General features: G+C 51.3%; 25 protein-coding genes and 2 tRNA genes. 9 read left to right on the top strand and 18 right to left on the bottom strand.

All coding sequences use genetic code 11. The features are described from left to right. The first annotated feature begins 22 nt into the window (after positions 1-22). Genes ACFQ1T_RS07865 through prmB form a run of 4 tightly spaced genes read left to right on the top strand, consistent with a single transcriptional unit; the run spans position 23 to position 2,894 of the window. A complete protein-coding gene (locus ACFQ1T_RS07865) occupies positions 23-376 on the top strand; it encodes an ArsC family reductase (RefSeq protein ID WP_194748214.1) in 354 nt (117 codons plus the stop codon). 5 nt (positions 377-381) lie between these two features. Then, entirely contained in the window at positions 382-1,524 is a 1,143-nt protein-coding gene (gene dapE / locus ACFQ1T_RS07860; RefSeq protein ID WP_379075471.1) for a succinyl-diaminopimelate desuccinylase, read from the top strand. 21 nt (positions 1,525-1,545) lie between these two features. Beyond that, entirely contained in the window at positions 1,546-1,935 is a 390-nt protein-coding gene (locus ACFQ1T_RS07855) for a GxxExxY protein (protein WP_275355863.1), read from the top strand. 56 nt (positions 1,936-1,991) lie between these two features. Then, the gene (gene prmB, locus ACFQ1T_RS07850) at positions 1,992-2,894 is read left to right on the top strand and encodes a 50S ribosomal protein L3 N(5)-glutamine methyltransferase (RefSeq protein WP_379075468.1); all 903 of its coding nucleotides are present in this window, start codon (positions 1,992-1,994) and stop codon (positions 2,892-2,894) included. Positions 2,895-2,966: 72 nt separating this feature from the next. Here prmB and thiD read toward each other — a convergent pair whose 3' ends face one another. After that, positions 2,967-3,839 (bottom strand): bifunctional hydroxymethylpyrimidine kinase/phosphomethylpyrimidine kinase, encoded by an 873-nt coding sequence (gene thiD / locus ACFQ1T_RS07845; RefSeq protein WP_228518763.1) that lies wholly within the window; start codon positions 3,837-3,839, stop codon positions 2,967-2,969. 35 nt (positions 3,840-3,874) lie between these two features. Then, the gene (rluB, locus tag ACFQ1T_RS07840; RefSeq protein WP_313988459.1) at positions 3,875-4,981 is read right to left on the bottom strand and encodes a 23S rRNA pseudouridine(2605) synthase RluB; all 1,107 of its coding nucleotides are present in this window, start codon (positions 4,979-4,981) and stop codon (positions 3,875-3,877) included. Positions 4,982-5,476: 495 nt separating this feature from the next. Between rluB and ACFQ1T_RS07835 the strand changes: the two genes are divergently transcribed. Further along, entirely contained in the window at positions 5,477-6,343 is an 867-nt protein-coding gene (locus ACFQ1T_RS07835; RefSeq protein WP_379075464.1) for an AraC family transcriptional regulator, read from the top strand. A gap of 180 nt (positions 6,344-6,523) precedes the next feature. Here ACFQ1T_RS07835 and recJ read toward each other — a convergent pair whose 3' ends face one another. Both recJ and ACFQ1T_RS07825 read right to left on the bottom strand, forming a co-directional pair. Further along, positions 6,524-8,206, bottom strand: coding sequence for a single-stranded-DNA-specific exonuclease RecJ (gene recJ / locus ACFQ1T_RS07830; protein WP_379075461.1), 1,683 nt, complete (start codon positions 8,204-8,206; stop codon positions 6,524-6,526). Then, the gene (locus ACFQ1T_RS07825; RefSeq protein WP_379075458.1) at positions 8,203-9,198 is read right to left on the bottom strand and encodes a hypothetical protein; all 996 of its coding nucleotides are present in this window, start codon (positions 9,196-9,198) and stop codon (positions 8,203-8,205) included. Before ACFQ1T_RS07825 ends, recJ begins: the two co-directional genes overlap by 4 nt. Before the next feature lie 219 nt (positions 9,199-9,417). On the opposite strand from ACFQ1T_RS07825, the gene ACFQ1T_RS07820 reads away from it, so the two are divergent. Beyond that, on the top strand, positions 9,418-11,520 hold the full coding sequence (locus ACFQ1T_RS07820) for a bifunctional diguanylate cyclase/phosphodiesterase (protein ID WP_379075455.1): 2,103 nt from the start codon (positions 9,418-9,420) through the stop codon (positions 11,518-11,520). Positions 11,521-12,132: 612 nt separating this feature from the next. Here ACFQ1T_RS07820 and ACFQ1T_RS07815 read toward each other — a convergent pair. The 10 genes from ACFQ1T_RS07815 to ACFQ1T_RS07770 all read right to left on the bottom strand — a co-directional run bounded on the left by ACFQ1T_RS07815 (position 12,133) and on the right by ACFQ1T_RS07770 (position 20,048). Further along, positions 12,133-12,209, bottom strand: a tRNA-Pro gene (locus tag ACFQ1T_RS07815). 109 nt (positions 12,210-12,318) lie between these two features. Then, complete coding sequence (locus ACFQ1T_RS07810; RefSeq protein WP_194748228.1) at positions 12,319-12,747, bottom strand: MerR family transcriptional regulator; 429 nt, start codon at positions 12,745-12,747, stop codon at positions 12,319-12,321. A 14-nt stretch (positions 12,748-12,761) separates the two neighbouring features. Beyond that, on the bottom strand, positions 12,762-13,076 hold the full coding sequence (locus ACFQ1T_RS07805; protein ID WP_194748229.1) for an integration host factor subunit alpha: 315 nt from the start codon (positions 13,074-13,076) through the stop codon (positions 12,762-12,764). 137 nt (positions 13,077-13,213) lie between these two features. Then, on the bottom strand, positions 13,214-15,580 hold the full coding sequence (pheT, locus tag ACFQ1T_RS07800; protein WP_379075452.1) for a phenylalanine--tRNA ligase subunit beta: 2,367 nt from the start codon (positions 15,578-15,580) through the stop codon (positions 13,214-13,216). Positions 15,581-15,632: 52 nt separating this feature from the next. Beyond that, a complete protein-coding gene (gene pheS / locus ACFQ1T_RS07795; RefSeq protein ID WP_194748231.1) occupies positions 15,633-16,634 on the bottom strand; it encodes a phenylalanine--tRNA ligase subunit alpha in 1,002 nt (333 codons plus the stop codon). Positions 16,635-16,710: 76 nt separating this feature from the next. Beyond that, complete coding sequence (gene rplT, locus ACFQ1T_RS07790; protein ID WP_194748232.1) at positions 16,711-17,070, bottom strand: 50S ribosomal protein L20; 360 nt, start codon at positions 17,068-17,070, stop codon at positions 16,711-16,713. A gap of 10 nt (positions 17,071-17,080) precedes the next feature. Further along, positions 17,081-17,278: a 50S ribosomal protein L35 gene (gene rpmI / locus ACFQ1T_RS07785; RefSeq protein ID WP_018985786.1), complete on the bottom strand. Its 198-nt coding sequence runs from the start codon at positions 17,276-17,278 to the stop codon at positions 17,081-17,083. 68 nt (positions 17,279-17,346) lie between these two features. Continuing rightward, positions 17,347-17,901 carry a translation initiation factor IF-3 gene (gene infC, locus ACFQ1T_RS07780; protein WP_275356385.1) on the bottom strand — a complete coding sequence of 185 codons (555 nt, stop codon included), beginning with the start codon at positions 17,899-17,901 and terminating at the stop codon, positions 17,347-17,349. 44 nt (positions 17,902-17,945) lie between these two features. Further along, complete coding sequence (gene thrS, locus ACFQ1T_RS07775) at positions 17,946-19,868, bottom strand: threonine--tRNA ligase (RefSeq protein ID WP_379075448.1); 1,923 nt, start codon at positions 19,866-19,868, stop codon at positions 17,946-17,948. Between the two features lie 103 nt (positions 19,869-19,971). After that, positions 19,972-20,048: transfer RNA gene (locus tag ACFQ1T_RS07770), tRNA-Val, on the bottom strand. A 96-nt stretch (positions 20,049-20,144) separates the two neighbouring features. On the opposite strand from ACFQ1T_RS07770, the gene ACFQ1T_RS07765 reads away from it, so the two are divergent. Next, on the top strand, positions 20,145-20,813 hold the full coding sequence (locus ACFQ1T_RS07765) for a 2OG-Fe(II) oxygenase (RefSeq protein WP_379075445.1): 669 nt from the start codon (positions 20,145-20,147) through the stop codon (positions 20,811-20,813). A 1-nt stretch (position 20,814) separates the two neighbouring features. Here the strand turns inward: ACFQ1T_RS07765 and ACFQ1T_RS07760 are convergent, their stop codons facing one another. The 4 genes from ACFQ1T_RS07760 to ypfJ are packed head-to-tail and all read right to left on the bottom strand — an operon-like array spanning position 20,815 to position 24,355. Continuing rightward, entirely contained in the window at positions 20,815-22,038 is a 1,224-nt protein-coding gene (locus ACFQ1T_RS07760; RefSeq protein WP_379075442.1) for a lytic murein transglycosylase, read from the bottom strand. Beyond that, positions 22,031-22,867: an NAD-dependent epimerase/dehydratase family protein gene (locus ACFQ1T_RS07755; RefSeq protein WP_379075439.1), complete on the bottom strand. Its 837-nt coding sequence runs from the start codon at positions 22,865-22,867 to the stop codon at positions 22,031-22,033. The genes ACFQ1T_RS07760 and ACFQ1T_RS07755 overlap by 8 nt, the downstream gene beginning before the upstream one ends. Positions 22,868-22,876: 9 nt before the next feature. Continuing rightward, on the bottom strand, positions 22,877-23,467 hold the full coding sequence (locus tag ACFQ1T_RS07750; RefSeq protein ID WP_379075436.1) for an NUDIX domain-containing protein: 591 nt from the start codon (positions 23,465-23,467) through the stop codon (positions 22,877-22,879). Between the two features lie 51 nt (positions 23,468-23,518). Continuing rightward, a complete protein-coding gene (gene ypfJ, locus ACFQ1T_RS07745; RefSeq protein WP_194748238.1) occupies positions 23,519-24,355 on the bottom strand; it encodes a KPN_02809 family neutral zinc metallopeptidase in 837 nt (278 codons plus the stop codon). A gap of 79 nt (positions 24,356-24,434) precedes the next feature. Between ypfJ and ACFQ1T_RS07740 the strand changes: the two genes are divergently transcribed. After that, positions 24,435-25,028: a riboflavin synthase gene (locus ACFQ1T_RS07740; RefSeq protein WP_379075433.1), complete on the top strand. Its 594-nt coding sequence runs from the start codon at positions 24,435-24,437 to the stop codon at positions 25,026-25,028. Next, complete coding sequence (ribBA, locus tag ACFQ1T_RS07735) at positions 25,028-26,134, top strand: bifunctional 3,4-dihydroxy-2-butanone-4-phosphate synthase/GTP cyclohydrolase II (protein ID WP_194748240.1); 1,107 nt, start codon at positions 25,028-25,030, stop codon at positions 26,132-26,134. Before ACFQ1T_RS07740 ends, ribBA begins: the two co-directional genes overlap by 1 nt. Positions 26,135-26,156 lie beyond the last annotated feature (22 nt).

Raw genomic sequence — 26,156 nt, 5'->3', positions numbered from 1 at the left:
TTTTTTAGCTTGATGATCAGCCATGAAACTATACGGCATCCCCAATTGCAATACCGTCAAAAAAGCGCGTGACTGGCTGGACCAACACGCCATTGCATACGAATTTCACGACTTCAAGAAACAGGGCCTGGATAGCGTCACCGGCCAAGCCTGGCTGCAACAATATCCTTGGGAAAAACTGGTGAACCGCAGCGGGATGACCTGGCGCAATTTGGCCGAACCGGAAAAAAATAGCGTAGTAGATGCTGCCTCTGCACTTACCCTGATGCAGTCCAAAACCTCGGTGATTAAACGCCCGGTATTGGTCAACGCCGATAAAATCATCGCCCTCGGTTTTAATGAAGCCGATTACCGCCAACTGTTTGCTCAAGAATAACCACTATGTCAAAAACACTGGATCTTGCCATTGATTTGCTTAAACGCCGCTCGCTGACGCCAGAAGATGCTGGCTGTCAGGAGGCCATGATTGCCCGCCTGGCGCCACTAGGGTTCAAAATTGAGCGCATGCGTTTTGGCGAGGTCGATAACTTTTATGCCAGACGCGGCACCACCGGCCCACTGATCGTGTTTGCCGGCCATACCGATGTCGTCCCCACTGGCCCGTTGGACCAATGGCATACGCCACCGTTTGAGCCTACGATTAAAGACGGCATGCTGTATGCACGCGGCGCGGCAGACATGAAAACCTCGCTCGCTGCGTTTATCACCAGCATCGAAGAATTTATCGCCGAACATCCTGACCATCCTGGTTCGATTGGCCTGCTGATCACCTCAGATGAAGAAGGTATTGCGATTGAGGGCACCGTCAAAGTGGTGGAGGCGTTGCAAGCCCGCGGCGAAAGCTTTGATTACTGCATTGTGGGTGAGCCCACCAGCAACAAAGTGGTCGGTGACATGATTAAAAATGGCAGACGCGGCTCCCTGTCCGGCAAACTCATCGTCAAAGGCATTCAGGGCCATATTGCCTATCCGCATCTGGTGAAAAACCCGATTCATCTGGCAGCTCCGGCCATTAAAGACATGGTTGAAACCGTATGGGACAACGGCAACGAATATTTTCCGCCGACTTCCTGGCAGATTTCTAACATCAACGGCGGCACCGGCGCGACCAATGTGGTGCCTGGGCATGTCGAGATATTGTTTAACTTCCGCTACTGCCCTGAAGTCGATGGGCAAGGCAGCTCTGAACAAAGTTTGCGTACGCGCGTCCACGCGATTCTGGACAGCCACGGCTTTGAATACAGCCTGGACTGGGAACATAACCAGTCCTATATCACGCCACGCGGCAAGCTGGTAGAAGCTATCAGCAACGCGATTGTGCAGAGTTACGGGGTCACGCCCGAGCTGTCTACCACTGGCGGTACCTCCGATGGGCGCTTTATTGCCGATATCTGCAAAGAAGTGATTGAATTCGGGCCGTTGAATGCCACCATCCATAAATTGAACGAATGCGTCGCCGTGGCCGATATTGAGCCACTCAAAGAAACCTATAAGCGCACCATGGAATTATTGTTGCTGGGTTGATTTAACCGCCGATAAACGCTAATGAACGCCGATCAAGAAAGACTGGCACTTGACGCACTCACCGGTAGAGTTATCGGTTGTGTATATGCAGTCAGTAACTATCTTGGGTGTGGTTTTTTAGAAAAAGTGTATGAAAATGCTCTGCTATTGGAATTGAGGAGTGCAGGCCTGACTGCAAAAGCTCAATATCCGGTCGCGGTTTATTACAAAAATACTATGGTTGGTGAGTATTTTGTCGACATCTTGGTGAATGAATGCATCATTTTAGAATTGAAAGCATGCAATGCACTCTCACCAGAACACCAGTCACAATGCATGAATTACCTTAAAGCGACCCATTTGAAAGTATGCCTACTTATTAATTTTGGCAGAGCAAAAGTGGATATCAAGAGAATCGTCAATCAGTTCTGAATCGACACCTCTTCGTATCGGCGTTTATCTGCGTTTATCGGCGGTAAATTAAAACCATGACAACTAACCTACACACCATCCGCGACTGGCTGCGCTATGCCGTCAGCCGTTTTGAAAACTCTGACATTTTTTATGGTCATGGCACCGATAACAGCTATGACGAAGCTGTCTGGCTGATCATGAGCGCACTGCATTTGCCGCATGACACCCTGAATAACTTTCTGGATGCGCGTTTAACCACAGAGGAAAGCCAGCACCTGGCAACCTTGATCGACAAGCGGGTCACAGAACATACGCCAACCGCCTACCTGGTGAATGAAGCCTGGCTGCGCGGGTTCAAGTTTTACGTCGATGAGCGGGTCATCGTGCCACGCTCATTTATTGCCGAATTGCTTGAAGATGGCTTGCAGCCCTGGGTAGAGTTTCCGGAAATGGTGGAATCCGCGGCGGATATTTGTACCGGCTCGGGCTGCCTGGGCGTGTTACTGGCCGAGGCCTTTCCCAATGCGCATATTGATGTGGTGGATATCTCCCCGGATGCCATTGAGGTCTGTAATATCAACATCCAGCGCTACGGCCTTGAGCATCAGGTGCAAGCCGTGCAATCGGATATGTTTACCGCGCTCAAGGGCCGTAAATATGACGTGATTATCAGCAATCCGCCTTATGTAGATGCCCCTAGCATGGCTGAGTTACCAGAAGAGTACCGCAAAGAGCCGCAACTGGCTTTGGGCAGCGGTGTTGCCGGGCTGGACCATACCCACGTCCTGCTGACGCAGGCAGCTGAATATTTGAATGATGGCGGCGTGCTAGTGGTAGAAATCGGCCACAACCGTGACGCCTTGCATGAAGCCTATCCAGACTTACCCTTTACCTGGCTGGATACCAGCGGCGGCGACCAGTTTGTGTTCATGCTCACTAAAGAGGACTTGCTGGAAGCCGGGCTGCACACTGACTAACGTTTTATCCGAGCAAGCACACAGCAATACTGAGGTCTACGCTGTTCTTCTTGGCTTGGTAGCGATTAAACGCTATTCGCCGTAAACCTTCATTGCTTCGGGTGCAAAGCCATGATTGAGTGGTCCGACGCCCTCGCCTGTGCGCACATGCGAGCCCGCATATAAGGCACCGCGCACATAGGTTCTGGCCGCCAACACAGCCTCTGACAGGTTACAGCCCAAGGCAAGATAGGCAGCGATCGCGGATGAAAGCGTACATCCGGTGCCATGCAAGTTATGGGTAGAAATACGCACTGAATGCAAGCGCTGGATTACATTGTCCTGCCCATTGGCATGGGCTTGCACCAGAATATCCAGCACTTCATGGCCAGGCAGATGCCCCCCTTTGAGCAGGATGGCATGTGCGCCTTGTGCAAGCAAGGCTTGCGCGGCCTCGGCAAGTGCATCGCTTTGCGTCAGCGGACGGCCCAGCAACAACGACGCCTCATCCAGATTCGGGGTCACCACCAAAGCCCGTGGAAACAACTCGGACACCAGCACGGCAATCGCCTCATCAGAAATCAGTTTGGCACCATTGGCTGCCACCATCACCGGGTCCAGCACCACTTGCTTGAGACCATGGGCATCCAGCGCCTGGGCCACCGCCTCCACCACTTCAGGAGAATGCAGCATACCGATCTTGACGGCATCGACACCGATATCTTCGACCACCGCATCAATCTGGTCACGCAACATGCTGACCGGCACGCTATGAATAGCGCGCACCCCTTGCGTATTTTGCGCCGTCAGCGCGGTAATGGCCGTCATGCCATAGCAACCAAGGGCAGAGAATGTTTTGAGGTCGGCCTGAATCCCGGCACCACCACTACTATCAGAGCCAGCGATGGACAGCACACGCGGATATCGATGCGTGACCAGAGATTCTTGCATACGACTGTCAGTCATGCGATCGGCTTTTCCGTCAACACACGACGCGCAGATTAACCACGCCCCCGATTACGGTCAGTGCGTTTTTTAGCACCGCTATTGATACGCGCATTTTGCATGGAGGCCTGCTTCAAATCTGAATCCTGACGAATACGACGGTTGCCAGTTGGCGCGCGTGCAGGACGCTCTTGCTGCGTATCAACGGGATTATTCACAGTATCCAGCAAGCTACGGCGCTGCTTGCGTACTTTAGGCGTAAACACGCGCGTCGCACGGTCACGGTCATGCGGGCTCATTTGCTTGAGCGGTTTGCGCGGCACAGGCAAGCCTGCCCACTCCAGCAAAGCCACCACCTGTTTTTGTTCCAGCTTGAGCATGGTGCCGCGCTTGAGGCGGGGCGGCAACGCAACTGGGCCGAAACGCACACGCATCAGGCGGCTCACAGGCAGGTGAAATGCCTCAAACAGGCGACGGACTTCACGGTTACGGCCCTCTTTAATCACCACCTGATACCACTTGTTGGCGCCTTCGCCCCCGTTAGGGAAAATACTTTCAAAGTTGGCTGGGCCGTCTTCGAGCTCAATACCGTGTTTGAGTTGCGCCATCTGCTCTTCAGTCAGTTCCCCCAGAATACGCACCGCATATTCGCGCTCCACCTCATAGCGTGGATGCATAAACCGGTTGGCCAACTCGCCGGAGTTAGTAAACATCAGCAAACCGCTGGTATTCATATCCAGACGCCCCACGGCAATCCACTTGCCCTGTTTGATGCGTGGCAGCTTGTCAAATACCGTCGCACGCCCTTCCGGGTCATCCTGACTCACAATCTCGCCTTCCGGCTTGTGATACAGCAACACCTGCGGCAACTCTGCCTCAAACGGCAGATGCAGAATCCTGCTATCCATGCGCACCACATCATGCTCATCGACCACCGCGCCCACCTGCGCCACCTGGCCATTAATGGTAATGCGGCCAGTTTCGATCAAAGCCTCCATGTCGCGACGTGAGCCAAACCCGGCCATCGCCAGCAGTTTATGCAAGCGCTGCCCTTCACGCGGCGCAGGCACCCCTTCTTCGCCGTCCTCTACTGCGGGCGGAGTAACTTTGGGCGCACGTGGCGGACGAATCGGACTTTTGGGAGCTTTAAACGGACGGGCCATACTTCAACCTCTTGAATGAAGGCTCTATTTTAACTGATTTAGGGTAAAGGGCCTAAAGCTGGTTTAACGTAGCCACAGCCCCCTACCCAGAAATGATACCAGCGGCTTTAGCAAGATAATTAGAGGCTTTACACCATATGCATTTCGCACTTAGTGCGTAAACTAAGACGCAACACGGCTGGTATCGCATTATGCTTAGGACAGACAGTTGGGCAAATGCTTGGGTCATTGAACTGACGTTGAGTAATGATAAAGAAAGCTTCATTTTACTTAGATTCCAATGACTGTTGACTAAAGCAAAGTAACATTCAGCGCCCTGCGCCTTGTGCAAGTGTCGCCCTACTTGGTACAGGTTACGCTTGCTGGGTTGTTGACATGTACAAGCCTGCGCCAAGATTGAAATCAGCTTATAAAAAATATTGTGAAGTTAGCAATTTTCGTCAGGCTTTACTTCATATAAATAAGCATACTCCTGTTCGTGGATAAGGAAAAAACATGAACAAGCAAAAAGAAAAGTTGTACGCTGCACGATTTCAAGAGGTACTCAATTACATTGAGCATAATCTTGATAAGCCGTTAAATGTGGATCAACTTTGCGCTATTGCTCACTTCTCTAAATTCCATTTCCATCGGCAATTTGCCGATTATGTAGGTATTAATGTCGCTCGGTATGTATTACTGCTTCGATTAAAACAAGCTTCGTTTAAGGTCGCTTTTCAAGATTCAGTAACAATTATTGATGTCGCACTGAATGCCGGTTTTGAAACCCCAGAGTCATTTACCCGTGCTTTCAAAAACACATTTGGACAATCCCCATCTGCTTTTAGAAAAAATCCAGATTGGGATAGTTGGCACAAGGTATTTGATTTTCGGTTACCAGAAAGGAATAACCAAGTGAAGGTTGATATTATAAATGTTGAAATGACACGCATTGCAGTCAAAGAACATATTGGCCCTGTAGAAAAGTTAAACAACGCAGTGAGTCAATTCATCGAATGGCGCAAAGAAACCGGCTTATCTCCCAAAAACACGAGTAGGACATTCGGTATTGCATACGATAATCCAGACACAACCGAGCCTATGCAGTTTCGTTTTGATATTGGAGGAGAAGTGAAAAGTGACATTCCAGAAAACTCCTACGGAATTGTCACTAAAACGATTCCTGGTGGTCGTTGCGCAGTGGTTAGACATTTAGGTTCTCACGCCCGTCTCGGGGAATCAATTTACCCAATATACAGAGATTGGCTGCCCAAGAGTGGTGAAGAGTTACGTGATTTTCCTCTTTACTTTCACTATTTGAATCTACTGCCGGATATTGCTGAAGCTGACCTCATCACAGATATTTACCTGCCGTTGAAATAAGTAAAGTCAGTCGATTAAGCAGAGTTGATTACTGAAAAATTCGTCATTAGGATTCACTAATCAACTCTATCTCTATTAAATTTCATATTTATTTCTTGGGCGCAAAGAAACTATATATTTCGAAATTTAATTTCACATAAGCTATTGGTTACTTTCACTTATTTGAATCACCAAGTTTCTTCAAACGACTGCATGCACCACTTGCAATTGCACGCTGCGGTGACCGTTGTACTCATTCACTTGTAGCGAGTATGCCAGTGCGACCTGTTCTGGCAACGGTTCAGCGTGCTGAAAATAAATCGCATCAAATTGCTGGTTATGTTTTTGCAGGCGCAGTTTTAAATGTTTTTCTGCCAGCAGCTTTTGTGACAAGACGTCAAACTGATCATAAAACACCGGTTGCGGAAAGCCTTGGCCCCAGACATGCTGGGTCAGTAATTCTGCCGTGTGCAAAGACATCTCATTTGGCGCAAGGCCGCCATCGGTTTCCAGCATCTCTTGCAAGACTTCTGCGCTGATCAGGCTTTGCACGACCTGCTCAAATGCCTGCTGAAAGCGTGCAAAATCTTCAGCGCGGACACTCAAGCCGGCCGCCATGGCATGGCCACCAAATTTGACGATGAGATCGGGTTGCTGTTTGGTGACCAAATCGAGCGCATCGCGCAAATGCAAGCCGGCGATAGAGCGGCCTGAGCCTTTAATCAAGCCGTCTCCGGCATCGGCAAAGACAATGACGGGGCGGTGAAAACGCTCTTTGATGCGTGATGCCAGAATACCGATGACCCCCTGATGCCAGTCTGGCTGGAATACGCTAATCGTGTACTGCTCTGGACGAAAGTCCTGATTCAAATCAGCCATGGCGTCGAACTGCATCTCGGCTTCAATCTGCTTGCGTTCAGCATTGAGGCGATGTAACTGCTGCGCATATTGCATGGCTTCTTGCGGGGTCTCGGCGAGCAAACAGCGAATGCCGATGGTCATATCATCCAGGCGACCAGCAGCATTCAGACGTGGGCCAACATAAAAGCCCAGATCTTGCGCACTCACTTGTTGCGGATCACGCCCGGCGAGCTTAAGAATGGCCTGAATGCCAGGGCAGGCTTGGCCCTGACGGATACGCTTGAGGCCTTGCCTAACCAGAATACGGTTATTGGCATCCAGCCGCACCAGGTCTGCGACGGTGCCCAGCGCGACCAGATCGAGCAAGCGCCCCAAGTGAACTTGGTCTTCAGCCAACTGGCCGCGCTGCTTGAGCTCAGCACGCAAGGCAATCAGCACATAAAACATCACGCCGACGCCAGCCAGATGCTTGCTAGGAAAACCGCAGCCACGCTGGTTGGGATTCACGATGCAATCTGCAGCAGGCGTTTGCTCGGCGGGCAAATGATGATCGGTAATCAGAACACGTAGGCCCAGTGCCTTGGCCGCGGCCACGCCGCCTATACTGGCGATGCCATTATCCACGGTCAGCAGCACCTGCGGCTGCCGCGTGGCCGCCAGTGCGACAATTTCCGGCGTGAGTCCGTAACCATATTCAAAGCGGTTAGGCACCAGAAAGTCGACCTCGGCGCCCATCATGCGTAAGCCGCGCATGGCAACACTGGTCGCTGTTGCACCATCCGCGTCATAATCGCCGATGATTAAAATGCGCTGTTGTTGCGCAATCGCATCAGCCAATTGCCTTGCCATTTCCGCTGCGCCGGTCAAGGCCTCCGGTTTAAGCAGATGCGGCATGTCTTGCAAGCCCCAGTCAGCGCTTGTCACGCCTCTCGCTGCGAGCAATCTCGCCATCAATGGCGGCAAGCCCTGCGCTTGCAAGCCTTCCAGCGCAGCGATGTCATAAGTTCTCTGTTGAATCTTCATGGGTTGAATCCCGCTTGCTCAGTGGCGGAAGATAGCGATTGCTCGAGTTGCTGCAATAGTTTGTTTAACGTGGTGGGCTTGCGCCAGAACTGCCAGCGCGGACGTTTCTGGTAATGAATCTGTACACTGCGTTCAGCAAACGGGAGCACGATGTGAAGTGCTTGAAGCGTGCCAGCTTGCAAGGCCTGGTTGAGCGCAGGCCAATCCAGCGTTTCAAGTTCATCGGTGATCCACAGCGCCTGTTGTGTACGCGGCAGTTGCATCACCTCAGCCAGCGTGGTCGCTTTGCATCTGGGTAATTGCAAGGCACTCAACCCAGCAAAGACCTCGCCTTGCCCGGCAACCAAATCAAACCCATGCTGCCAATCTGGCACAGGGCCCACGCTGGCAAACCAAAGGCTGTTGAGCGCTCCTGGCCAGTCAGCCATGGATGGCTCGGTGGCCAGTTGATGCAGCAGCATTTGCATCTCGTTGGCCCATTGCCGGATCAGGCCGGCATCAGGCCCTTGCGGCTGCCAGTGCATGGCTTGCTGAAACAAACAATCCTGTGGCCAGCGGCACTGTGCCTGAACCTGTCGCAAAGGTTGTACCCACCAGTACCGCTGACCTGCATCAATATGCAGCTCAAAATCTGCTGCAAAATGGGCTTGTAGCCGCGTTGTGAGCGCTTGATAAATCGCTGACGACAAGGGCACAATTGACTGCAAACTAAACGTATCACGTCGCATTGCCAAATGGACAGGCAGCAGACAAAAGGCCGGCAGGACAGTCTCCTCCACTCTTGACGACAATACGCGACTGACTGGAGCGTGTGGTGCGCGGGAATCAGGCGCGACCAACTGCGTAAATAAGGCATTTAAGGGTGGCTGTGCAACTGTTTGCCAGCTTGCATATTGCAACGACGGACACTGATTCAAGAGTGATTCAACTTGCGCAACAGGCTGCGCAGCCGCTCCAGACAAGTAATCTGTGATATAAATTTGCTGAATCATGAGAAAACCAATACACTAGAACGAATCGAAAACTTGAATGCTTGCGGATGTCACCGGAACGAGTCAAACCTAGGCTGAACACGCGTGAGTAAGCAATTTTTGCAGCGACAAACATTAAACTTATACACGAAATTGGGGGGGATGTCATGAATCACCGGCGACGGCAGTGCAACCCATTTGTATTTGTGCTGATGTTATTTAGTATTTGACCTGGAATCCATGCAATTCTTCCAAAACCTGAGTATACAGTCCAGACTACTGCTTCTAGTCATCGGCCCCGTCTTCGCGCTTTCCTGCATTTTTCTGTTGTTCGACTTTAAAGAACAACTGCAACATGAAGAAGAAAAACTCAGTCAGCATGCCTTGACCACTGCAAAATTTTTGTCTGCGGTCATCCATAATCAAGATCAATTACATGGCAAGCCTTATATTGATCGCTTGCTCAAGGCAAGCCAGCTTAACCGCGAGCCCTATCTTTCACTGATCATTGCAGACGCCAATAAACAACCGATCGCCAATGTAGGTGCAGTCTTCACTATGCAAGACGGCCTGCTCCAGCAAGACACGATGGTGATGCAGCAAGCCACGCACGACATCACCATGGTGAAAGTGTTTTCCACCACGCCCGCGCATCAGCTTTTGGGGTATGTATTTGTATCCGTAGACAAAGCCGCCCTCATCGAAGACCATAGGCAGGCATTTATTAAAAATGTCGGCTATATCACGCTGACCCTGATCTTGTGTTCCATCCTTGTCAGCTGGGTCAGCCGCTCTATCAGTCAGCCAATTCGCGATATGACCGCGGCACTCAAGCGCTTTGTGATCGGTAGCCAGCAGGTCAGCCAGGTTAAAAACACCCTGCCAGAGATCAAATCCTTACAAAGTACAATCAACCAGATCTCGCGTGAGATGCAGCACGTCGAGGCAGACATGCGTCACCGCATTCAAGATGCACAGGCGCAATTGCGTTATCAGGCGCGGCACGACGCCTTAACCGGGCTGGTCAATCGACAGGAACTCGAAAGACGGTTGCAGCAAGCCTTGCAAGACGTCAAACAGCATCGTGCCAATCATGTCTTCTGCTACATGGACCTCGACCAGTTCCGCGTCATTAACGACACCTGCGGTCACCTGGCGGGCGACGAAATGCTACGGCAGATCAGCATGATACTGAGCCAACGCATTCGTGCCGAAGACACCTTTGCCCGCCTGGGTGGCGATGAATTTGGCTTGTTACTGAGTTATTGCCAGGTTGAAAAAGCCATTGAAATTGCTGCACAACTGCGGCAAATGGTCGAGGCCTTTCGTTTCATGCACGAAGGTCGGCTGTTTCAAACAGGCATTAGCATAGGCATCGTTGAAATCACCGCAGACCTCAAGGATGTTGGCCAGATTACGCGCCATGCGGATGCCGCCTGCTACGTTGCCAAAGACAACGGCCGCAACCAGATTCACCTGTTCCATAATGAAGATGACGTGATGCTCAAGCGCCATGCAGAAATGGAGTGGGTACTGCGCATCAACGAAGCCATCGAACACAACGAATTTGTATTGTATTGCCAAGGTATTTTTCCGCTACAGCAAAAAGAACTGCCCCCCTTCTATGAAATCCTGATCCGCAAGCGTGACGAAAACGGCGGCATTATCCCGCCTGCCGAGTTTCTGCCATCGGCAGAGCGTTACAATCTCATGACCAAAATTGATCGCTGGGTCATTCAACATGCCTTTATGGCATTACAACCCCTGTTCAAACTGCAATCCAGCATCAAACCGTTTATTGTCAGCATTAACCTCTCGGGCATGTCTCTTGGAGATCCACAGCTACTGCCCTACATCAAAAACTGCTTTGAAACCTACGAGATTTCGCCCGGCCATGTCTGCTTTGAAATTACTGAAACCTCGGCAATTATCAATATCGACAACACGATCAAACTGATCAAAGAACTACAAAAAATGGGCACACGTTTTATGCTGGATGACTTTGGCAGCGGCATGTCCTCGTTCAGCTACCTCAAGCACCTGCCCGTCAACTTCCTCAAAATGGATGGTGCCTATGTCAAAGACATCACCAGCAACAAGGTAGACTTAGCCATGGCCAAAGCCATTCAAAGCGTTGCCCAATCCATGGAAATCAAGACCATTGCAGAATATGTTGAAGACCAAGCCACCTTGGACTGCCTCAAAGAAATGGGCGTCGCCTATGCACAAGGCTTCTACTTAAACCGCCCGATGCCACTCAACGAAGCCCTGGCCCGCCATATTGGGACCATCAGCCAACAACTTCAAGTACCCGTAACCATTACCCCCGATCTCGCAGTTTAATTGCACAACCAAGACGATCTGGATCAGACTTAAAGCCGCAATCTTCGCAGCCTCAGAGAGTTTGATCTCCTCACATGATCAACCTTGTTGACAGCTTGAAATGACGTAAATCTTCAGTATTAGGTGCTGCAGTACTCTTAAGACTTGAGGCATGCAGAAACAAGCCAGGATGAACTGCAAATGATGATTGGATGCAATCAGAATCACTATTTAAAAAGTACTCCCCCACCAACACTGTCGAATTAAACTGACCCTTGGATTGAACCCAATAAAAAGCCTCAGCTCCGCTGCTGCTCCAAGCTGGGATCCATGCCCTCAGCCACTAGCTTTATGGCTTCTTCACGCTCTTGATTGGCTTGCTATAGGGAGATATCTGGATAAGTACCTAGGGAAAGCAGCTTTTCTTTTGCTGCAAAGCGATACTAGAGCCGCCACCACTTGCTAATGTTGAGGTAACTCACACTGGGGCCAAGTGTTGTTACCCCGTCACTTACCCCACTTTACTCGTGGATATCAATGAACTACTTTGGATGGCTGATACGTAAAAATAGCCTTGAAAGGTCGTTTCAAGGCTATTCTTTGGATGGTATTGAACCACCTTGGATATGTGTTTGGTCGGGACGGCGGGATTCGAACTCGCGACCCCTTGCACCCCATGCAAGTGCGCTACCAGGCTGCGCTACGCCCCGAAGATTCAAAATCAAACGATAAAACCGTTTGAAAAAGAAGGTGGCATTATAAAGCAAAACCGCATATTCGCTAAGCAGAATATGCGGTTTTTATGGCTACGTTGTGCGCTTATGCAGGCACTTTGAGCAATTGCAGCACTTGTTGAATTTGTTCTCTAAGCGCCGCCACATCAATAGCGGATTGCGATATTTCTTCTGCCATCAAGCCCTGAGATTGTGGACTGCTTGAAACCGCTGATTCGGTGTTGCTGCGCGGTTTATCTGCTTTTTCTTCCACACCATCCAGGCGATTGCGGGCGCCACTGATGGTAAAGCCTTGCTCGTATAGGAGTTCGCGAATTTTACGGATCAGCAGGACTTCGTGATGCTGGTAATAGCGACGATTGCCGCGGCGTTTGACAGGCTTGAGCTGAGTGAACTCTTGTTCCCAGTAACGCAAGACGTGTGGCTTCACCCCGCATAGTTCGCTCACTTCACCAATCGTGAAGTAGCGCTTGGCGGGAATGGGGGGCAACGACACTTTTTGCGTTTCTAGCATAGGGTGTAATCAGATCAGGCTTGTGCTTGTAATGGATGTTCTGCGTAGTGTTCTTCTACGCGTAATTTCAATTTTTGGCTGGCATGAAAGGTCACCACACGGCGTGCAGAAATCGGGATTTCTTCACCGGTTTTTGGGTTACGACCTGGGCGCTCGGATTTGGTACGCAGTTCAAAATTACCGAAACCGGATAGTTTGACGCTGTCCCCTTCTTCTAGCGCATTCCGGACTTCTTCAAAAAACGCTTCGACCATATCCTTGGCTTCGCGCTTGTTCAGCCCGACTTGTTCGAACAACAAATCGGCTAAATCAGCTTTTGTGAGTGTCATTAACGATCCCCTGAACCTTCTTATTATGCGAGATGACGCTTGAGTTGTATCAACTGTTAATCCTTGGAGTAATGCAATGATGATTTAAATGGCATTATCCTGATGAATTACCTAAATGATGTTATCCCTAAGTGATACTATCTTAGTGATGCAGCAAAATTGGATGACCAGTTATTGAGGATTCGCGCCACGATGGTATCGACTTCCTCATCGACCATTGTCTTGCAAGTATCTTGCATAAGTACAAGAAATGCAAGGCTTTTTTTGTTTTCTGGCACCCCTTTGCCTTGATAAACATCAAACAATTTTAGGGTTTGTAATTGCGGAATTTGCTCGGCAATAATGGCATCAATCATGGTTTGTGCTGACACATTTTGATCAACAATCACGGCAAGGTCACGGCGTACAGGTAAGAACTTGCTTACCTCGCTATACGCCGGCACTTGCGTCGCCAGCGCAGCGGCGGCATCAAGCTCAAACAGATAACAGGCGCTGGTCAGGCCATACTGTTGTTGCCATTGCGGATGCAATTTACCTAGCCAGCCTACAGCTTGATCGCCCAGATAAATGCGTGCTGACTGGCCTGGATGTAAGGCGGGATGCTGCTCAACCACAAAACGCACGGTTTGTGCGAACAGCGACTCGACGTGGGCCTTGGCATCATAAAAATCAAAAGCGCGGGCTTCTGTCGCCCATTGTTCTGGCTGGACGCTGCCATAGATCAGGCCAGACAATGTCAATGTTTCGATAAAGCCCTGGTTACCTTGTTCATAGCGCGCACCGAGCTCAAACAGCATGGCACGGGTTTGCTGACGCTTGAGGTTGTAGTCCAGAGCATCCAGCAGACCGCCCCACAAACCGGAGCGCATCACGCTCAGATTGCTGGCAATCGGGTTTTTAAGTGCAATCGGTGCTTCATTCCCATACAAATCACGCTCCCAGCTTGCATCCACAAAGCTGTAGGTGACGACTTCCTGATAGCCTTGATTAACCATGACATCGCGCAACCAATGCTTGCTGCGCTGCGCTTCTGGCGAGGCCAGCATGCCTTGCGGTGCCACAGGGGTCAGTGCCGGGATATGCTCGTAGCCATGCAAACGGGCAACTTCTTCAATCAGGTCTTCTTCACGCGCGATATCAAATCGGAAGCTAGGCGCATTGACCTGGAACACACCATTGCTTTCGGTATAGCTGAAACCTAATTGTGTGAGCAACTGCCCTACACGCGCCAGGCTGATTTCTATGCCTAACACTGACAGCAGGTAGGCATAGCGCAAACTGACTTGCTTGCGTACCGGCAAGTCGGCAGTCACTGCGGTGACGGCGGCGGCCTGGCCACCACAAATTTCGAGCACCAATGCCGTCGCACGTTCAAGCGCATTCAGTGTGTTACCAAAATCCACGCCACGCTCAAAACGGTAAGAGGAGTCGGTGCTCAACCCCAAACGACGGGCTTTACCAGCCATCACATCTGGCGTGAAGAATGCGCTTTCTAAAAAGATCGCTTGCGTAGTATCGCTGACTGCGCTGGGGTTAGCCCCCATGATGCCTGCCAACGCCACGGGGCCGTTACTGTCGGCAATGACCAGATCATCGCCTTTGAGGGTGACTTCAGTGTCATTCAGCAATACCAGTTTTTCACCTGCCTGGGCAAAACGTACCTGAATATCGCCTTGCAGCAAGTTCAGGTCAAAGGCATGCAACGGTTGCCCTTGCTCCAGCAAAATATAATTGGTGATATCCACCAGCGCACTGATGCTACGAATACCACTACGCTCAAGGCGACGGACCATCCAGTCTGGCGTTTTAGCTTGTGCATTCACGCCTTCGATCACCCGGCCATAATAGGCCAGGCAAGCCGTACTGGCTTGCAGCGTCACGTTTTTGGTCAGGCTCCCTGTCACCGCAGCAGGTGCAACAGCTGGGGCAGTCATTGGCGCGCCAGTCATGGCGACCACATCGCGTGCAATGCCGACAATGCTCAGACAGTCTGCACGGTTAGGCGTGAGTTTTAACGTGTAAGTATGGTCGTTCAAATCCAGATACTCACGAATATCCTGACCAACCGGCGCGTCTGCTGGCAGCTCCAGAATGCCGTTGGCTTCTGTGGCAATGCCCAGTTCTTTGGCAGAACACATCATGCCAAAAGACTCAACCCCACGTACTTTGGCTTGCTTGATTTGAATGCCTGGTTGCCCATTGTTTTCTGGTAACTGTGCGCCAACCAGCGCACATGGGGCTTTCAAACCGGCACGCGCATTAGGGGCACCACAGACAATTTGCAAAGTCTCCTCGCCGACTTTCACCTTGCACACTTGCAGGCGATCAGCGTCTGGATGTTTGGCCGCCTCCAAAATCTCGGCCACAACGACGCGGCTAAACGCTGGCGCAACAGGCGTGAGCGCTTCAACCTCCAGGCCTGCCATCGTCAGCGCATGACCAAGCTGCTCGGTATCCATCGCTGGATTCACCATGGATCGTAACCATTGTTCGGAGAACTGCATATCTGTCTTACCTTGTCTTAATTCTGCTGTTTAAAGTGCGCGGGCGCTGAAATTACTTGATGAACTGCTGCAAAAAACGCAGATCATTATTAAAGAAATGGCGTAAATCATTGACGCCATAACGCAACATGGCCAGGCGCTCGACACCCAAACCAAAAGCAAAACCACGGTATTTGCTGCTATCGATATTGACGTGCTTGAGTACTTCGGGATGCACCATACCGCAACCACCGATTTCCAGCCAACCGCCATTCCAGCTCATGTCCATCTCGGCTGACGGCTCGGTAAACGGAAAGAAAGACGGACGGAAACGGACGGTTAAATCGTCACGCTCAAAGAATTTTTGCAGGAAATCCTGCACAACGCCTTTTAGGTTAGCAAAACTGATCTGCTCATCTACCCACAAGCCTTCCACCTGATGAAACATCGGTGAGTGTGTCGCATCCGAGTCCACGCGATACACACGCCCTGGCGCAATAATTTTTAAAGGCGGCGTATTGTCTTGCATGTAATGGACCTGCACTGGCGAGGTATGTGTGCGCAGCACGTATTCCATGTTATCCCCACCGGTTTCCACATAAAACGTATCGTGCATCGCACGCGCCGGGTGGTTGTCAGGGATATTCAAAGCGGTGAAATTATAAAAATCGGTTTCAATTTCAGGGCCATCGGCCACACTAAAACCGATAGAGTGAAACAGCTCTTCCACACGACGCAAAGTCAGCGTCACAGGATGCAGGCCCCCTTTGGACTGCGCACGCGCAGGCAAAGTCACATCAATGGTTTCGCTCGCCAGCTGCTTGGCCTGGGCTGCGGCCAAAATACTGTCACGGCGGTCATTCAAGGCTTGCTCGACCGCCTGCTTGACCACATTAATCGCTGCCCCGGCTGCAGGACGTTCTTCGGCACTCAACTTGCCCAAGCCCTTCAATGCCTCCGTAATAGCGCCTGACTTGCCCAAAAATTTGGCCTTGGCGTTTTCCAGTGCAGGGATATCATGACAAGCGGCAAAGTCCTGTGCTGCTTCTGCGATTAAGTGATTAAGATCAGCCATCGTCGGTATTCTTTTAGGGTTTAACTAGCATTAAAATAAAAAAAGAGGCCGCAGCCTCTTTTTTTGGTAGGTCTGATTAGGCGCTTAAACCTGTTTTAGCCAATTCTACAAACTTGGCAAAAGCAGCTTTATCGAACACGGCCAGATCAGCCAGCACTTTACGGTCAACTTCAACCGCAGCTTTTTTCAAGCCATTCATGAAACGGCTGTAGGTCAAACCAGCTTCACGGGCTGCCGCGTTAATACGGGCAATCCACAATGCGCGGAATTGACGTTTTTTCTGACGACGGTCACGGTATGCATATTGACCGGCTTTCATGACCGCCTGTTTGGCAACACGGTAGACGTTCTTACGACGACCACGGTAACCTTTAGCAGCATTTAATACTTTTTTGTGTTTTGCGCGTGCGATGACACCACGTTTTACTCTAGGCATGTCGGTCTCCTTATTGTGTTGGCATCATTGCGCGAACGCGTTTCACGTCGGTCGCAGAAATAATTGCGGTACCGCGCAGTTTACGTTTTTGCTTGGTTGTTTTCTTGGTCAGGATGTGGCGCAAGTGAGAGTGTGTACGCTTCACTTTGCCGTTACCCAAGAACTTGAAGCGCTTTTTGGCGCTGCTCTTTGTTTTCATCTTTGGCATTTTGGTCTCCTTAGAGGTTGAGTAAAGAGTGAGTAGGCAGCCAATTTAGCCATATCACTCCAAAAAACTTATTCTTCTGCGGACTTGTCCGCTTTTTTTGGTGGCACCTTTTTAGCGGGCGCCAGTACCATCACCATTTGACGGCCTTCCATTTTTGGGTATTGCTCCACCGCTGCATGCTCAGCCAGATCCGCTTCCAGACGCTTCAACAGCGCCAAACCGAACTCCTGATGCGTAATTTCACGGCCACGGAAGCGCAAAGTAATCTTGGCTTTGTCACCATCGCCCAAAAAGCGAATAATGTTACGCAACTTGATGTTGTAATCGCCATCATCGGTGCCAGGTCTAAATTTGACCTCTTTGATCTGCACCTGTTTTTGTTTGAGTTTTTGCTCGTGTAGACGCTTGCTCTCGGCGTATTTGAATTTGCCATAATCCATCAAACGGCACACGGGCGGTGCAGCATTTGGTGCAATTTCAACAATATCAATATCAGCTTCTTCCGCTTTGGCAAAGGCCTCTTTGAGACTCATAATGCCTAACGGTTCGCCATCTACACCAATCAGACGCACTTGTGGCGCGGTAATATCGCCATTAATGCGTGTATCTTTATCCTGAGCTATAACAATCCCCTAACAATAAACAAAGCCGCACGGCACCTAAAAAATTAGACCCGGTTTTGGATGTCTTGCTGTACACGCGCAACAAACGCATCTACCGACATCGCACCCAGATCTTCACCTTTTCTGGTACGTACGGCCACATGACCATTTTGCATTTCCTTATCGCCAACAACAATCAGATAAGGCAATTTTTGCAAACTATGTTCGCGTATTTTATAGGTAATCTTCTCGTTTCTCAAGTCAAAATCGCATCGAATGCCATTTTTCTTCAATTTTTCAACTACTTGGCGCACGTAATCGGCTTGATTGTCGGAAATATTAAGCACCATGACCTGCACAGGCGACAGCCAGACCGGCATGGCACCCGCAAAGTTTTCGATCAAGATGCCTAAAAAACGCTCCATGGAACCCACAATCGCACGGTGCAGCATGATAGGCCGTTGGCGCGTATTATCTTCAGCCACATACTCGGCGCCCAGGCGCTCTGGCAGGTTTGGGTCGAGCTGGATGGTGCCGCATTGCCACATCCGTCCGAGCGAGTCTTTGAGGGTGAATTCAATTTTCGGGCCGTAAAAAGCGCCTTCGCCCGGCTGATACTCGAACTCAAGGCCATTCGCCTTAATCGCGTTAGCCAAGGCATTTTCTGCCATGTCCCACGCTTCTTCCGTACCCACACGCTTTTCTGGGCGGGTAGACAATTTAACGATCACATCGTCAAACCCAAAGTCTTTATAGACTTCGTACAACATTTTGATAAAGTCCGCCACTTCGGCTTCGACTTGCGATTCCATACAGAAAATATGGGCATCATCTTGGGTGAAGCCACGCACGCGCATCAAGCCATGCAAGGAACCAGACGGCTCGTTGCGGTGGCAAGAACCGAACTCCGCCAGCCGCAACGGTAAATCGCGGTAGCTATGCAAACTGCTGTTGAAAATCTGGATATGACCGGGGCAGTTCATCGGCTTCACGGCATAATCACGGTTTTCCGACTGGGTGACAAACATATTGTCACGGTAGTTTTGCCAGTGGCCGGATTTTTCCCACAGGGTTTTGTCCAGTACAGTCGGCGTACGTACTTCCTGGTAATCGTACTCCCTGAATTTGGCACGCATGTACTGCTCGACTTCTTGCCAGATGACCCAGCCTCGCGGATGCCAGAACACCATCCCAGGCGCATCCTCCTGCATATGGTAAAAATCGAGCTGCTTGCCGAGCTTGCGGTGGTCGCGCTTCTCAGCCTCTTCCAGCATATGCAGATAAGCTTCCAACTCTTCTTTATTGCGCCAGGCAGTGCCATACACACGTTGCAGCATTTCATTATTGCTGTCACCGCGCCAGTAGGCGCCGGCCAGCTTCATCAATTTAAATGCCTTGAGCTTGCCGGTATTCGGCACGTGCGGGCCACGGCACAAGTCGGTAAACGCACCTTCTGAATACAGCGAAACATCCTCATTGCTGGGAATGCTGGCAATGATCTCGGCTTTGTAGTGCTCGTTAATGCTTTTGAAGTAAGCCACCGCTTCATCACGCGGCAGCACTTTGCGCTCGACCTTTTCGTCTTTCTTTGCCAATTCAGCCATTTTTTTCTCAATGGCCACCAGATCATCCGGCGTAAATGGGCGCTTATAGCTAAAGTCGTAATAGAAGCCATTTTCAATGACAGGACCTATCGTCACCTGTGCATCAGGGAACAGCTCTTTGACCGCATAGGCCAACAAGTGTGCGGTTGAGTGGCGGATAATTTCCAGGCCCTCTTCGTTCTTGTCCGTGATAATCGCCAGCTCAACATCTTGCGCAATCTCATGACTGGTATCTACCAGCTTTGCTTCCTGACCGGGATAAGTCACCTTGCCAGCCAGCGCGGCTTTTGCCAAACCGGTGCCGATATTGGCAGCCACCTCCGCCACCGTTACAGCGTGTTCAAACTGTCTTACAGAACCATCGGGTAATCGAATATTTGGCATGCCAGATCCGTCAAAATTTTAGCGAACAACCTTGAAACAAGGCCTATACAAAGCATTTGATAAAAACAACAAAAGCCGTTAATTATAACGGCTTTTTGAATTTTGGTAGTCGCGAATGGACTCGAACCATCGACCCCCACCATGTCAAGGTGGTGCTCTAACCAGCTGAGCTACGCGACTATTTTAAGATTGATCACATGGACTGCAATCAATAAGGTTGCGCATTCTATCCGAAAGCCAGTCCTTAGGCAATGGGATCACGCTTATAATATTGCCATGCAGATTTTTCAGTTGCCCATGGGCGCACCGATCACCACATTGACTGACACGCTTGTAGAGTCTCTCAGTGAACACCAATATTGCCTGATCGATCAATGCTTGCCGTCCGACACCATCGCCGCATTGTGCAGGCTGGCACTGGCGCGTGACCAGCAGGGGCAGATGCATCAGGCGGGCACCAGCAAAGCCGCCATTACCAACCCCAATCTTCGTGCTGACCGCATTGCCTGGCTGGAAGCCGACGACCCCGACCCTGCCTTGCAAGCCTACTTTAGCCTGATGGCTGAGGTGCAACAAATGGCGAACCGTCACCTGATGATGGGACTGGCCACTTACGAAACCCATTTTGCCCTCTACCCTGCCGGTTCCAACGGCTACGCCACGCACATCGACCAGTTCCGCCAACACGCCACCCAAATACCAAGCGGCGTCCGCAGCTTGACCGCAATTATCTATCTCAATGAGGATTGGCCAGAACAAGCAGGGGGCGCCTTGCGCCTGTATCTGGATGAACATCACCAGCCCCCGGAGCAAGATGCCAGACATCTGGATATCTTGCCGCTAGGCGGCCGACTCGTGCTGTTTTTATCCGCCGGATTCTGGCACCAGGTATTGCCCGCCATCCAGCCAAGAGTGAGCGTGACGGGCTGGTTTAAAACACGCTAAATTACTGTGCAGTTTGCACGGGTGTCGTTAAACGGCTAAACAATTCGGCGCCTGCATAGCCATCTTGTGGCAACCCTTTGCTCGCTTGATATCGACGGATCGCGGCCTGGGTTTTGGCCCCTGGAAAGCCATCAGGGACCCCACAATCAAACCCTTGCGCGTTTAATGACTCCTGCAACAGCCACATTTGCTGATAGCTGAGCGCAGGTGGCTCAGGCGGCAGCTGTAAGGTATAACTGTCCTGACGCAACTGCTGGCTGAGCAAACTCACGGCCAGCGCATAATTAATGGAACGGTTCCATTGCATGATGACGTCAAAATTGGGGAATACCATATATACCGGACCATCAAAGCCCTGAGGCAATACAATCGACGCTTTTGGCAACGCCAGCGCGCTGGCTGGAACGCCCGCCACTCCGGCTTTCACCCACTCACTGACAGCTTTGGTCTGTTGCCATTGCGCCTGGCTGTAATCAAAGCCCGCAGGCAAGGCGACCTGAAAGCTCACCGGCTGGCCAGGCTGCCAGCCCGCCTGCGATAAATAATTGGCGGCAGAACTGAAGATATCTGGATAAGAGTCCCAGATATCAATCTTGCCATCCGCGTCTGCATCCACCCCATATTTGAGCAAAGTGGATGGCATAAATTGCATATGCCCGGTCGCGCCCGCCCATGACCCCACCACCGGGCTATCATAGCGTTGATCACGCTCGACCACACGCATCAGGTTCAGCAGTTCTTTTTTAAAGAACGCAGCGCGTCGCCCTTCAAATGACAGGGTCGCCAAGGCAGACGCTAACGGGATATCCCCGGTAAATCCACCAAAATTGGTTTCCAGCCCCCAGAAGGCCACCAGCACCTCCCTGGGCACCTGATACAACTCTTCGACCACATAGAGAACGCCACCATAGTCCTGCATCATGAGTTTGCCCTTGCTCACCACACGCGGATTAATGCGACGGTTCACATAAGCAGAAAAACTGGTGACGAATTCTGGTTGCTTGCGGTCAAGCTCAATCACCCTTGGCAAATAGACGACGCCTGTTAGCGTCGCGTCAACCGCGGCCGGCGCAATCTGCATCGTTAACGCTTCCTCGCGCAATGCCGTTAACCAGGGCTGGAAGCCTTCCGGCGACGCCTCTTGCGACGTACCTGCCTGTGCAGACAGGCCAAACGCTGTCAGCAGCAAGCCAAGAAACAGTGTGAGAATATTTTTTTTATACATGATCCATTTTAGAGAGTATGGCTGCATAGCCTGCCTGATAATCAGCAAATAAAAACGGGTAACCAGATTGCTGCAAAAACGGGTTGCGAATCCGTTTACCGCGCTGCAAGTCACCGGTCGGGGTCACAGGCCCTGGCCGCTGCAGTTGCTGCGCCAGCCATTGCAACACCTCATGTTGTGGCACTGGCGCACCATCCGTCAAAATAATATGCGCTGGCAACGGCAGTGCGTGTTCAATTTGGCGGTAAAAATGCACCACCGCACCGGCAACGTCCAACTCATGAATACGGTTGGTCCATTGGATATGTTGTGGCCAGCGCTCAGGGGTTTGCAGCAACTTGAGCAGGTAAAGCCGTTGCGGGCCGTAAATGCCAGATACGCGTAACGCAGTATGCGAGCAAGGCAAATCATCCAGCAATTGCTCGGCGGCCAGGATCGTCTGGCCATTTTCTTCAGCCGGCATGGCAGGCGTATCATCATCAACCCACTGCCCTTGCTGCTCGCCATACACACTGGTACTCGAAATAAAAAACACATGCTTTAACGCGCGCTGATCCACATTGGCCAGCACATGCCGCAAGCCATCGACATAAGTTTGCTGGTAGCTCTGCCCTGCCACGGGCGCCAGGCAATACAGCAGGATTTCCGGGGCCTGGTCTGCCAGGGCAGACAGGCCATTTGCAGAGACGACATCCAGGTAGAGGGCGGCTGCGCCGTCAGGCACAGACTGCTGAGAGCGCCTGACGATTGTCAATGCATGACCTTGGGCCAGGGTCGCCTGGGCAATCAGCTTACCCAATGCACCACAGCCTATCTGCAAAACACGCATCGTGGCCCTTTACAGCGCCAGGCCAGGCAAAGGACGCTTGCGCAAGTAACGCTCGGCCATCAGCATGGCGGACATCGTCTTGCTATCGGTAATTTCACCGTCTTCAATCGCTTGCATAATACGTTCAAATGGCCAGACCATCACATCCATCGCTTCATCGATATCTCTGGCATGATCGCCCAGTGAGAGGTCTGTCGCCAGGTAAATATGAATCACCTCATTGGAATAGCCGATGCAAGGATGCTGTATCCCCAGCTTGATCCAGTTGTTGGCCGCATAACCGGTTTCTTCAAGCAACTCACGCTGGCCTGTGGTCAATACCGGCTCGCCTGCATCGATCTTGCCAGCGGGTAACTCTATAAACACCTGCTTGAGGGGGTAGCGGAATTGGCGCTCTAGTACAACCTCACCAGCATCGGTGAGAGCGACTACGACGACAGCACCAGGGTGCACAACATACTCACGACCGCTGATCACGCCGTTTGGCAAGCGTGCTTCGTCGTAGCGGACAGTGAGCATTTTCCCCTGCGCCATCACCGCACTGGAAACCGTTGTTTCAATTAAATGTGCATCCTCATTGAGTACTGTTGCTTCTGTCATATTTCTCTTTACTGATTAACACTATTTTTATATTCAAGGTTGATTGAATGCTTAACTGTTGAAGGTATTGCACTGATTAAGGTCGCCAGACTGCAAGCCTTGCTTGAACCAATATACCCGCTGTGCAGAACTGCCATGGGTGAAACTATCTGGCACCACATAGCCTTGCGCCTGCTTTTGCAAGGCATCATCGCCAATAGCCGTTGCCGCCTGCAGCGCTTCTTCCACATCCCCGGCTTCCAGCACATGATACTGTTGATCAGCATAATAGGCCCAGACGCCCGCATAGCAATCCGCCTGTAGCTCTAGTTTGACCGAATAGGCGTTGGATGCGGCCTCAGACCCGGCCTGTTGCCTGGCCTGTTGTACCTTGGCTGAAGTCCCCAGCAGATTTTGCACGTGGTGCCCCACCTCATGCGCAATCACATACGCCTGTGCGAAATCTCCAGGCGCTTTAAATCGGTCTTGCAGCTCCTGATAAAAACTCAAATCAATGTAGACTTTTTGGTCTGCCGGGCAATAAAACGGCCCCATGGCCGACTGCCCCTGACCACACGCAGTGCTGGTCATGCCACTAAACAGTTGCAGATTGGGCGCCGTATATTGCCGTCTACTGGCGGAGAACTGTTGCTGCCAGATTTTCTCGGTACTCCACAGCACCTGAGAAACAAACTTCACCTTGGGGTCCTGGCTTTGCTCAGGAAGCTGCGGCGACTCGGCCACAGGTTGGGCTTGCTGCGCCAGATTTAACACCAGCTGGGGATCGACGCCAAAATACATGGCGACCAGCACCAGTGCAATGGTGCCTATGCCGATACTGCGCCCACCAAAGCCGCCACCGCGGCGGTCTTCAACATGCTGACTTTCTTCCAAATCGTCCAGGCGCACAGAAATCCTCTATCCGTATGAATGAAAAATGTTGCGGGAATGTGATTACTTTAGCATGCAGCACTGATAAAATCACACCATGTTTACTGGGATTATTCAAACCGTCGGCAGGATTGCCGAAGTCGTTCCACATGGCGAAGATTGTGCATTACGCATAGAAGCGCCGTCTTTGGGCATGGAAGATGTGCAGTTGGGAGACAGCATCGCCGTCAACGGTGTCTGCCTCACCGTCACTGACTTTAATTCACGCAGCTTTCAGGTCATGGTATCCAAAGTCACGCTAGAGGTCACCACCGGCCTAAGCCAACCTGGGCCTGTCAACCTGGAAAAAGCCATGCGACTGGCTGATCGTCTGGGCGGCCATCTGGTGACCGGGCATGTGGATGGTATAGGCAGCATCACGGCACTGGAGTCCGTCGGCGAATGCTGGCTACTCAAAGTGCGCGCGCCTCATGCCATCAGCAAATACATTGCCAAAAAAGGCTCACTCTGCGTGAATGGCATCAGCCTCACCGTCAATGAGATTCAGCAGGATGAGGTCAGTATCAATTTGATCCCGCATACCATGCAACACACCATGATGCAGCATGCCAAAGCGGGCGACCCGGTGAACCTTGAAATTGACGTAATTGCGCGCTATGTCGAGCGGATGCAAGTTTGGGAGCAGGAATAATGTCGGCGCAAATCAGTCCTATCGAGGCCATTATTGCCGATATCCGTGCTGGCAAAATGGTGATTCTGGTCGATGATGAACACCGTGAAAACGAAGGTGACTTTGTCATCGCCGCGGAATTTGTCACCGCTGAGCATATCAATTTTATGGCCAAATATGGCCGTGGCCTGATCTGCCTGACGTTGACCGAACAGCGTTGTCGTCAATTAAACCTGCCCCCTATGGTGCAAAAAAATGGCACGCGCCTGGGCACCAACTTTACCGTCTCGATTGAGGCTGCTGAGGGCGTCACCACGGGTATTTCGGCCGCAGACCGCGCCACCACCATCCGTGCCGCCATTGCCAAGCAGGCCAATGCAAGCAGCATTGTTAGTCCCGGGCATATTTTCCCGTTATCGGCGATGAATGGCGGTGTACTGGTGCGCGCAGGCCATACCGAGGCAGGCTGCGACCTGGCGCAACTGGCAGGCTGTGAGCCCGCCAGCGTCATCTGCGAAATCCTCAAAGACGATGGCGAGATGGCAAGGTTACCTGACCTGATGCAGGTCGCCGCCGAGCACAATATCAAAATCGGCACCATTGCCGACTTGATCCACTATCGTGCTGCACACGAAAGACTGATAGAACGTAGCGCAGAACGCGAAATAGAAACCGTGTTTGGCACTATGCGACTCATCGCCTATCGCGACCACATTGCCCAGGAAACCCATCTAGTGCTGATCAAGGGCCAGCCTGAGCAAAGTGATGAAGTGCTGGTGCGGGTCCATGAGCCGCTGTCGATGATAGACCTGCTTGATAGCAGCCACCAATCACATAGCTGGAATCTGCTCCAGGCCATGCGTACCATCAGCACGGCCGCGTGCGGCGTCATCGTACTCATCAACCATGATGAAGATGGCCTCGGCCTGACTGACCGTATTTTGCGGGCAGACCAAAAACTGGTCCTCAATCAGGAATTACGTAATTACGGTATCGGCTCACAAATCTTGCTCGACCTTGGCGTGAAAAAAATGCGCCTGATGGCTGCCCCGCGCAAAATGCCGAGCATGGATGGCTTTGGTTTTGAAATTACCGGATATTTGAGCGCTGAGGAAGCGCATGCATGAAACGCAGCCATAAAGCCTATCC

Source organism: Methylophilus glucosoxydans, assembly GCF_042676145.1.
Classification (GTDB): domain Bacteria; phylum Pseudomonadota; class Gammaproteobacteria; order Burkholderiales; family Methylophilaceae; genus Methylophilus; species Methylophilus glucosoxydans.
Note: the sequence above shows the minus strand (reverse complement) of the source record. Positions and strands in the feature narration are given on the sequence as shown.

Bases quoted from the DNA above. Each gene is read 5' to 3' on its own strand.
- ACFQ1T_RS07820 (WP_379075455.1), top strand. From the start codon at position 9,418: ATGCAATTCTTCCAAAACCTGAGTATACAGTCCAGACTACTGCTTCTA.
- ACFQ1T_RS07825 (WP_379075458.1), bottom strand. From the start codon at position 9,198: ATGATTCAGCAAATTTATATCACAGATTACTTGTCTGGAGCGGCTGCG.
- ACFQ1T_RS07810 (WP_194748228.1), bottom strand. From the start codon at position 12,747: ATGCTAGAAACGCAAAAAGTGTCGTTGCCCCCCATTCCCGCCAAGCGC.
- recJ (WP_379075461.1), bottom strand. From the start codon at position 8,206: ATGAAGATTCAACAGAGAACTTATGACATCGCTGCGCTGGAAGGCTTG.
- thiD (WP_228518763.1), bottom strand. From the start codon at position 3,839: ATGACTGACAGTCGTATGCAAGAATCTCTGGTCACGCATCGATATCCG.
- rpmI (WP_018985786.1), bottom strand. From the start codon at position 17,278: ATGCCAAAGATGAAAACAAAGAGCAGCGCCAAAAAGCGCTTCAAGTTC.
- ACFQ1T_RS07805 (WP_194748229.1), bottom strand. From the start codon at position 13,076: ATGACACTCACAAAAGCTGATTTAGCCGATTTGTTGTTCGAACAAGTC.
- ACFQ1T_RS07750 (WP_379075436.1), bottom strand. From the start codon at position 23,467: ATGACAGAAGCAACAGTACTCAATGAGGATGCACATTTAATTGAAACA.
- rluB (WP_313988459.1), bottom strand. From the start codon at position 4,981: ATGGCCCGTCCGTTTAAAGCTCCCAAAAGTCCGATTCGTCCGCCACGT.
- ACFQ1T_RS07865 (WP_194748214.1), top strand. From the start codon at position 23: ATGAAACTATACGGCATCCCCAATTGCAATACCGTCAAAAAAGCGCGT.
- rplT (WP_194748232.1), bottom strand. From the start codon at position 17,070: ATGCCTAGAGTAAAACGTGGTGTCATCGCACGCGCAAAACACAAAAAA.
- ACFQ1T_RS07755 (WP_379075439.1), bottom strand. From the start codon at position 22,867: ATGCGTGTTTTGCAGATAGGCTGTGGTGCATTGGGTAAGCTGATTGCC.
- ACFQ1T_RS07835 (WP_379075464.1), top strand. From the start codon at position 5,477: ATGAACAAGCAAAAAGAAAAGTTGTACGCTGCACGATTTCAAGAGGTA.
- prmB (WP_379075468.1), top strand. From the start codon at position 1,992: ATGACAACTAACCTACACACCATCCGCGACTGGCTGCGCTATGCCGTC.
- thrS (WP_379075448.1), bottom strand. From the start codon at position 19,868: ATGCCAAATATTCGATTACCCGATGGTTCTGTAAGACAGTTTGAACAC.
- ACFQ1T_RS07765 (WP_379075445.1), top strand. From the start codon at position 20,145: ATGCAGATTTTTCAGTTGCCCATGGGCGCACCGATCACCACATTGACT.
- ACFQ1T_RS07855 (WP_275355863.1), top strand. From the start codon at position 1,546: ATGAACGCCGATCAAGAAAGACTGGCACTTGACGCACTCACCGGTAGA.
- ACFQ1T_RS07740 (WP_379075433.1), top strand. From the start codon at position 24,435: ATGTTTACTGGGATTATTCAAACCGTCGGCAGGATTGCCGAAGTCGTT.
- dapE (WP_379075471.1), top strand. From the start codon at position 382: ATGTCAAAAACACTGGATCTTGCCATTGATTTGCTTAAACGCCGCTCG.
- ACFQ1T_RS07760 (WP_379075442.1), bottom strand. From the start codon at position 22,038: ATGTATAAAAAAAATATTCTCACACTGTTTCTTGGCTTGCTGCTGACA.
- ribBA (WP_194748240.1), top strand. From the start codon at position 25,028: ATGTCGGCGCAAATCAGTCCTATCGAGGCCATTATTGCCGATATCCGT.
- pheS (WP_194748231.1), bottom strand. From the start codon at position 16,634: ATGGCTGATCTTAATCACTTAATCGCAGAAGCAGCACAGGACTTTGCC.
- pheT (WP_379075452.1), bottom strand. From the start codon at position 15,580: ATGCAGTTCTCCGAACAATGGTTACGATCCATGGTGAATCCAGCGATG.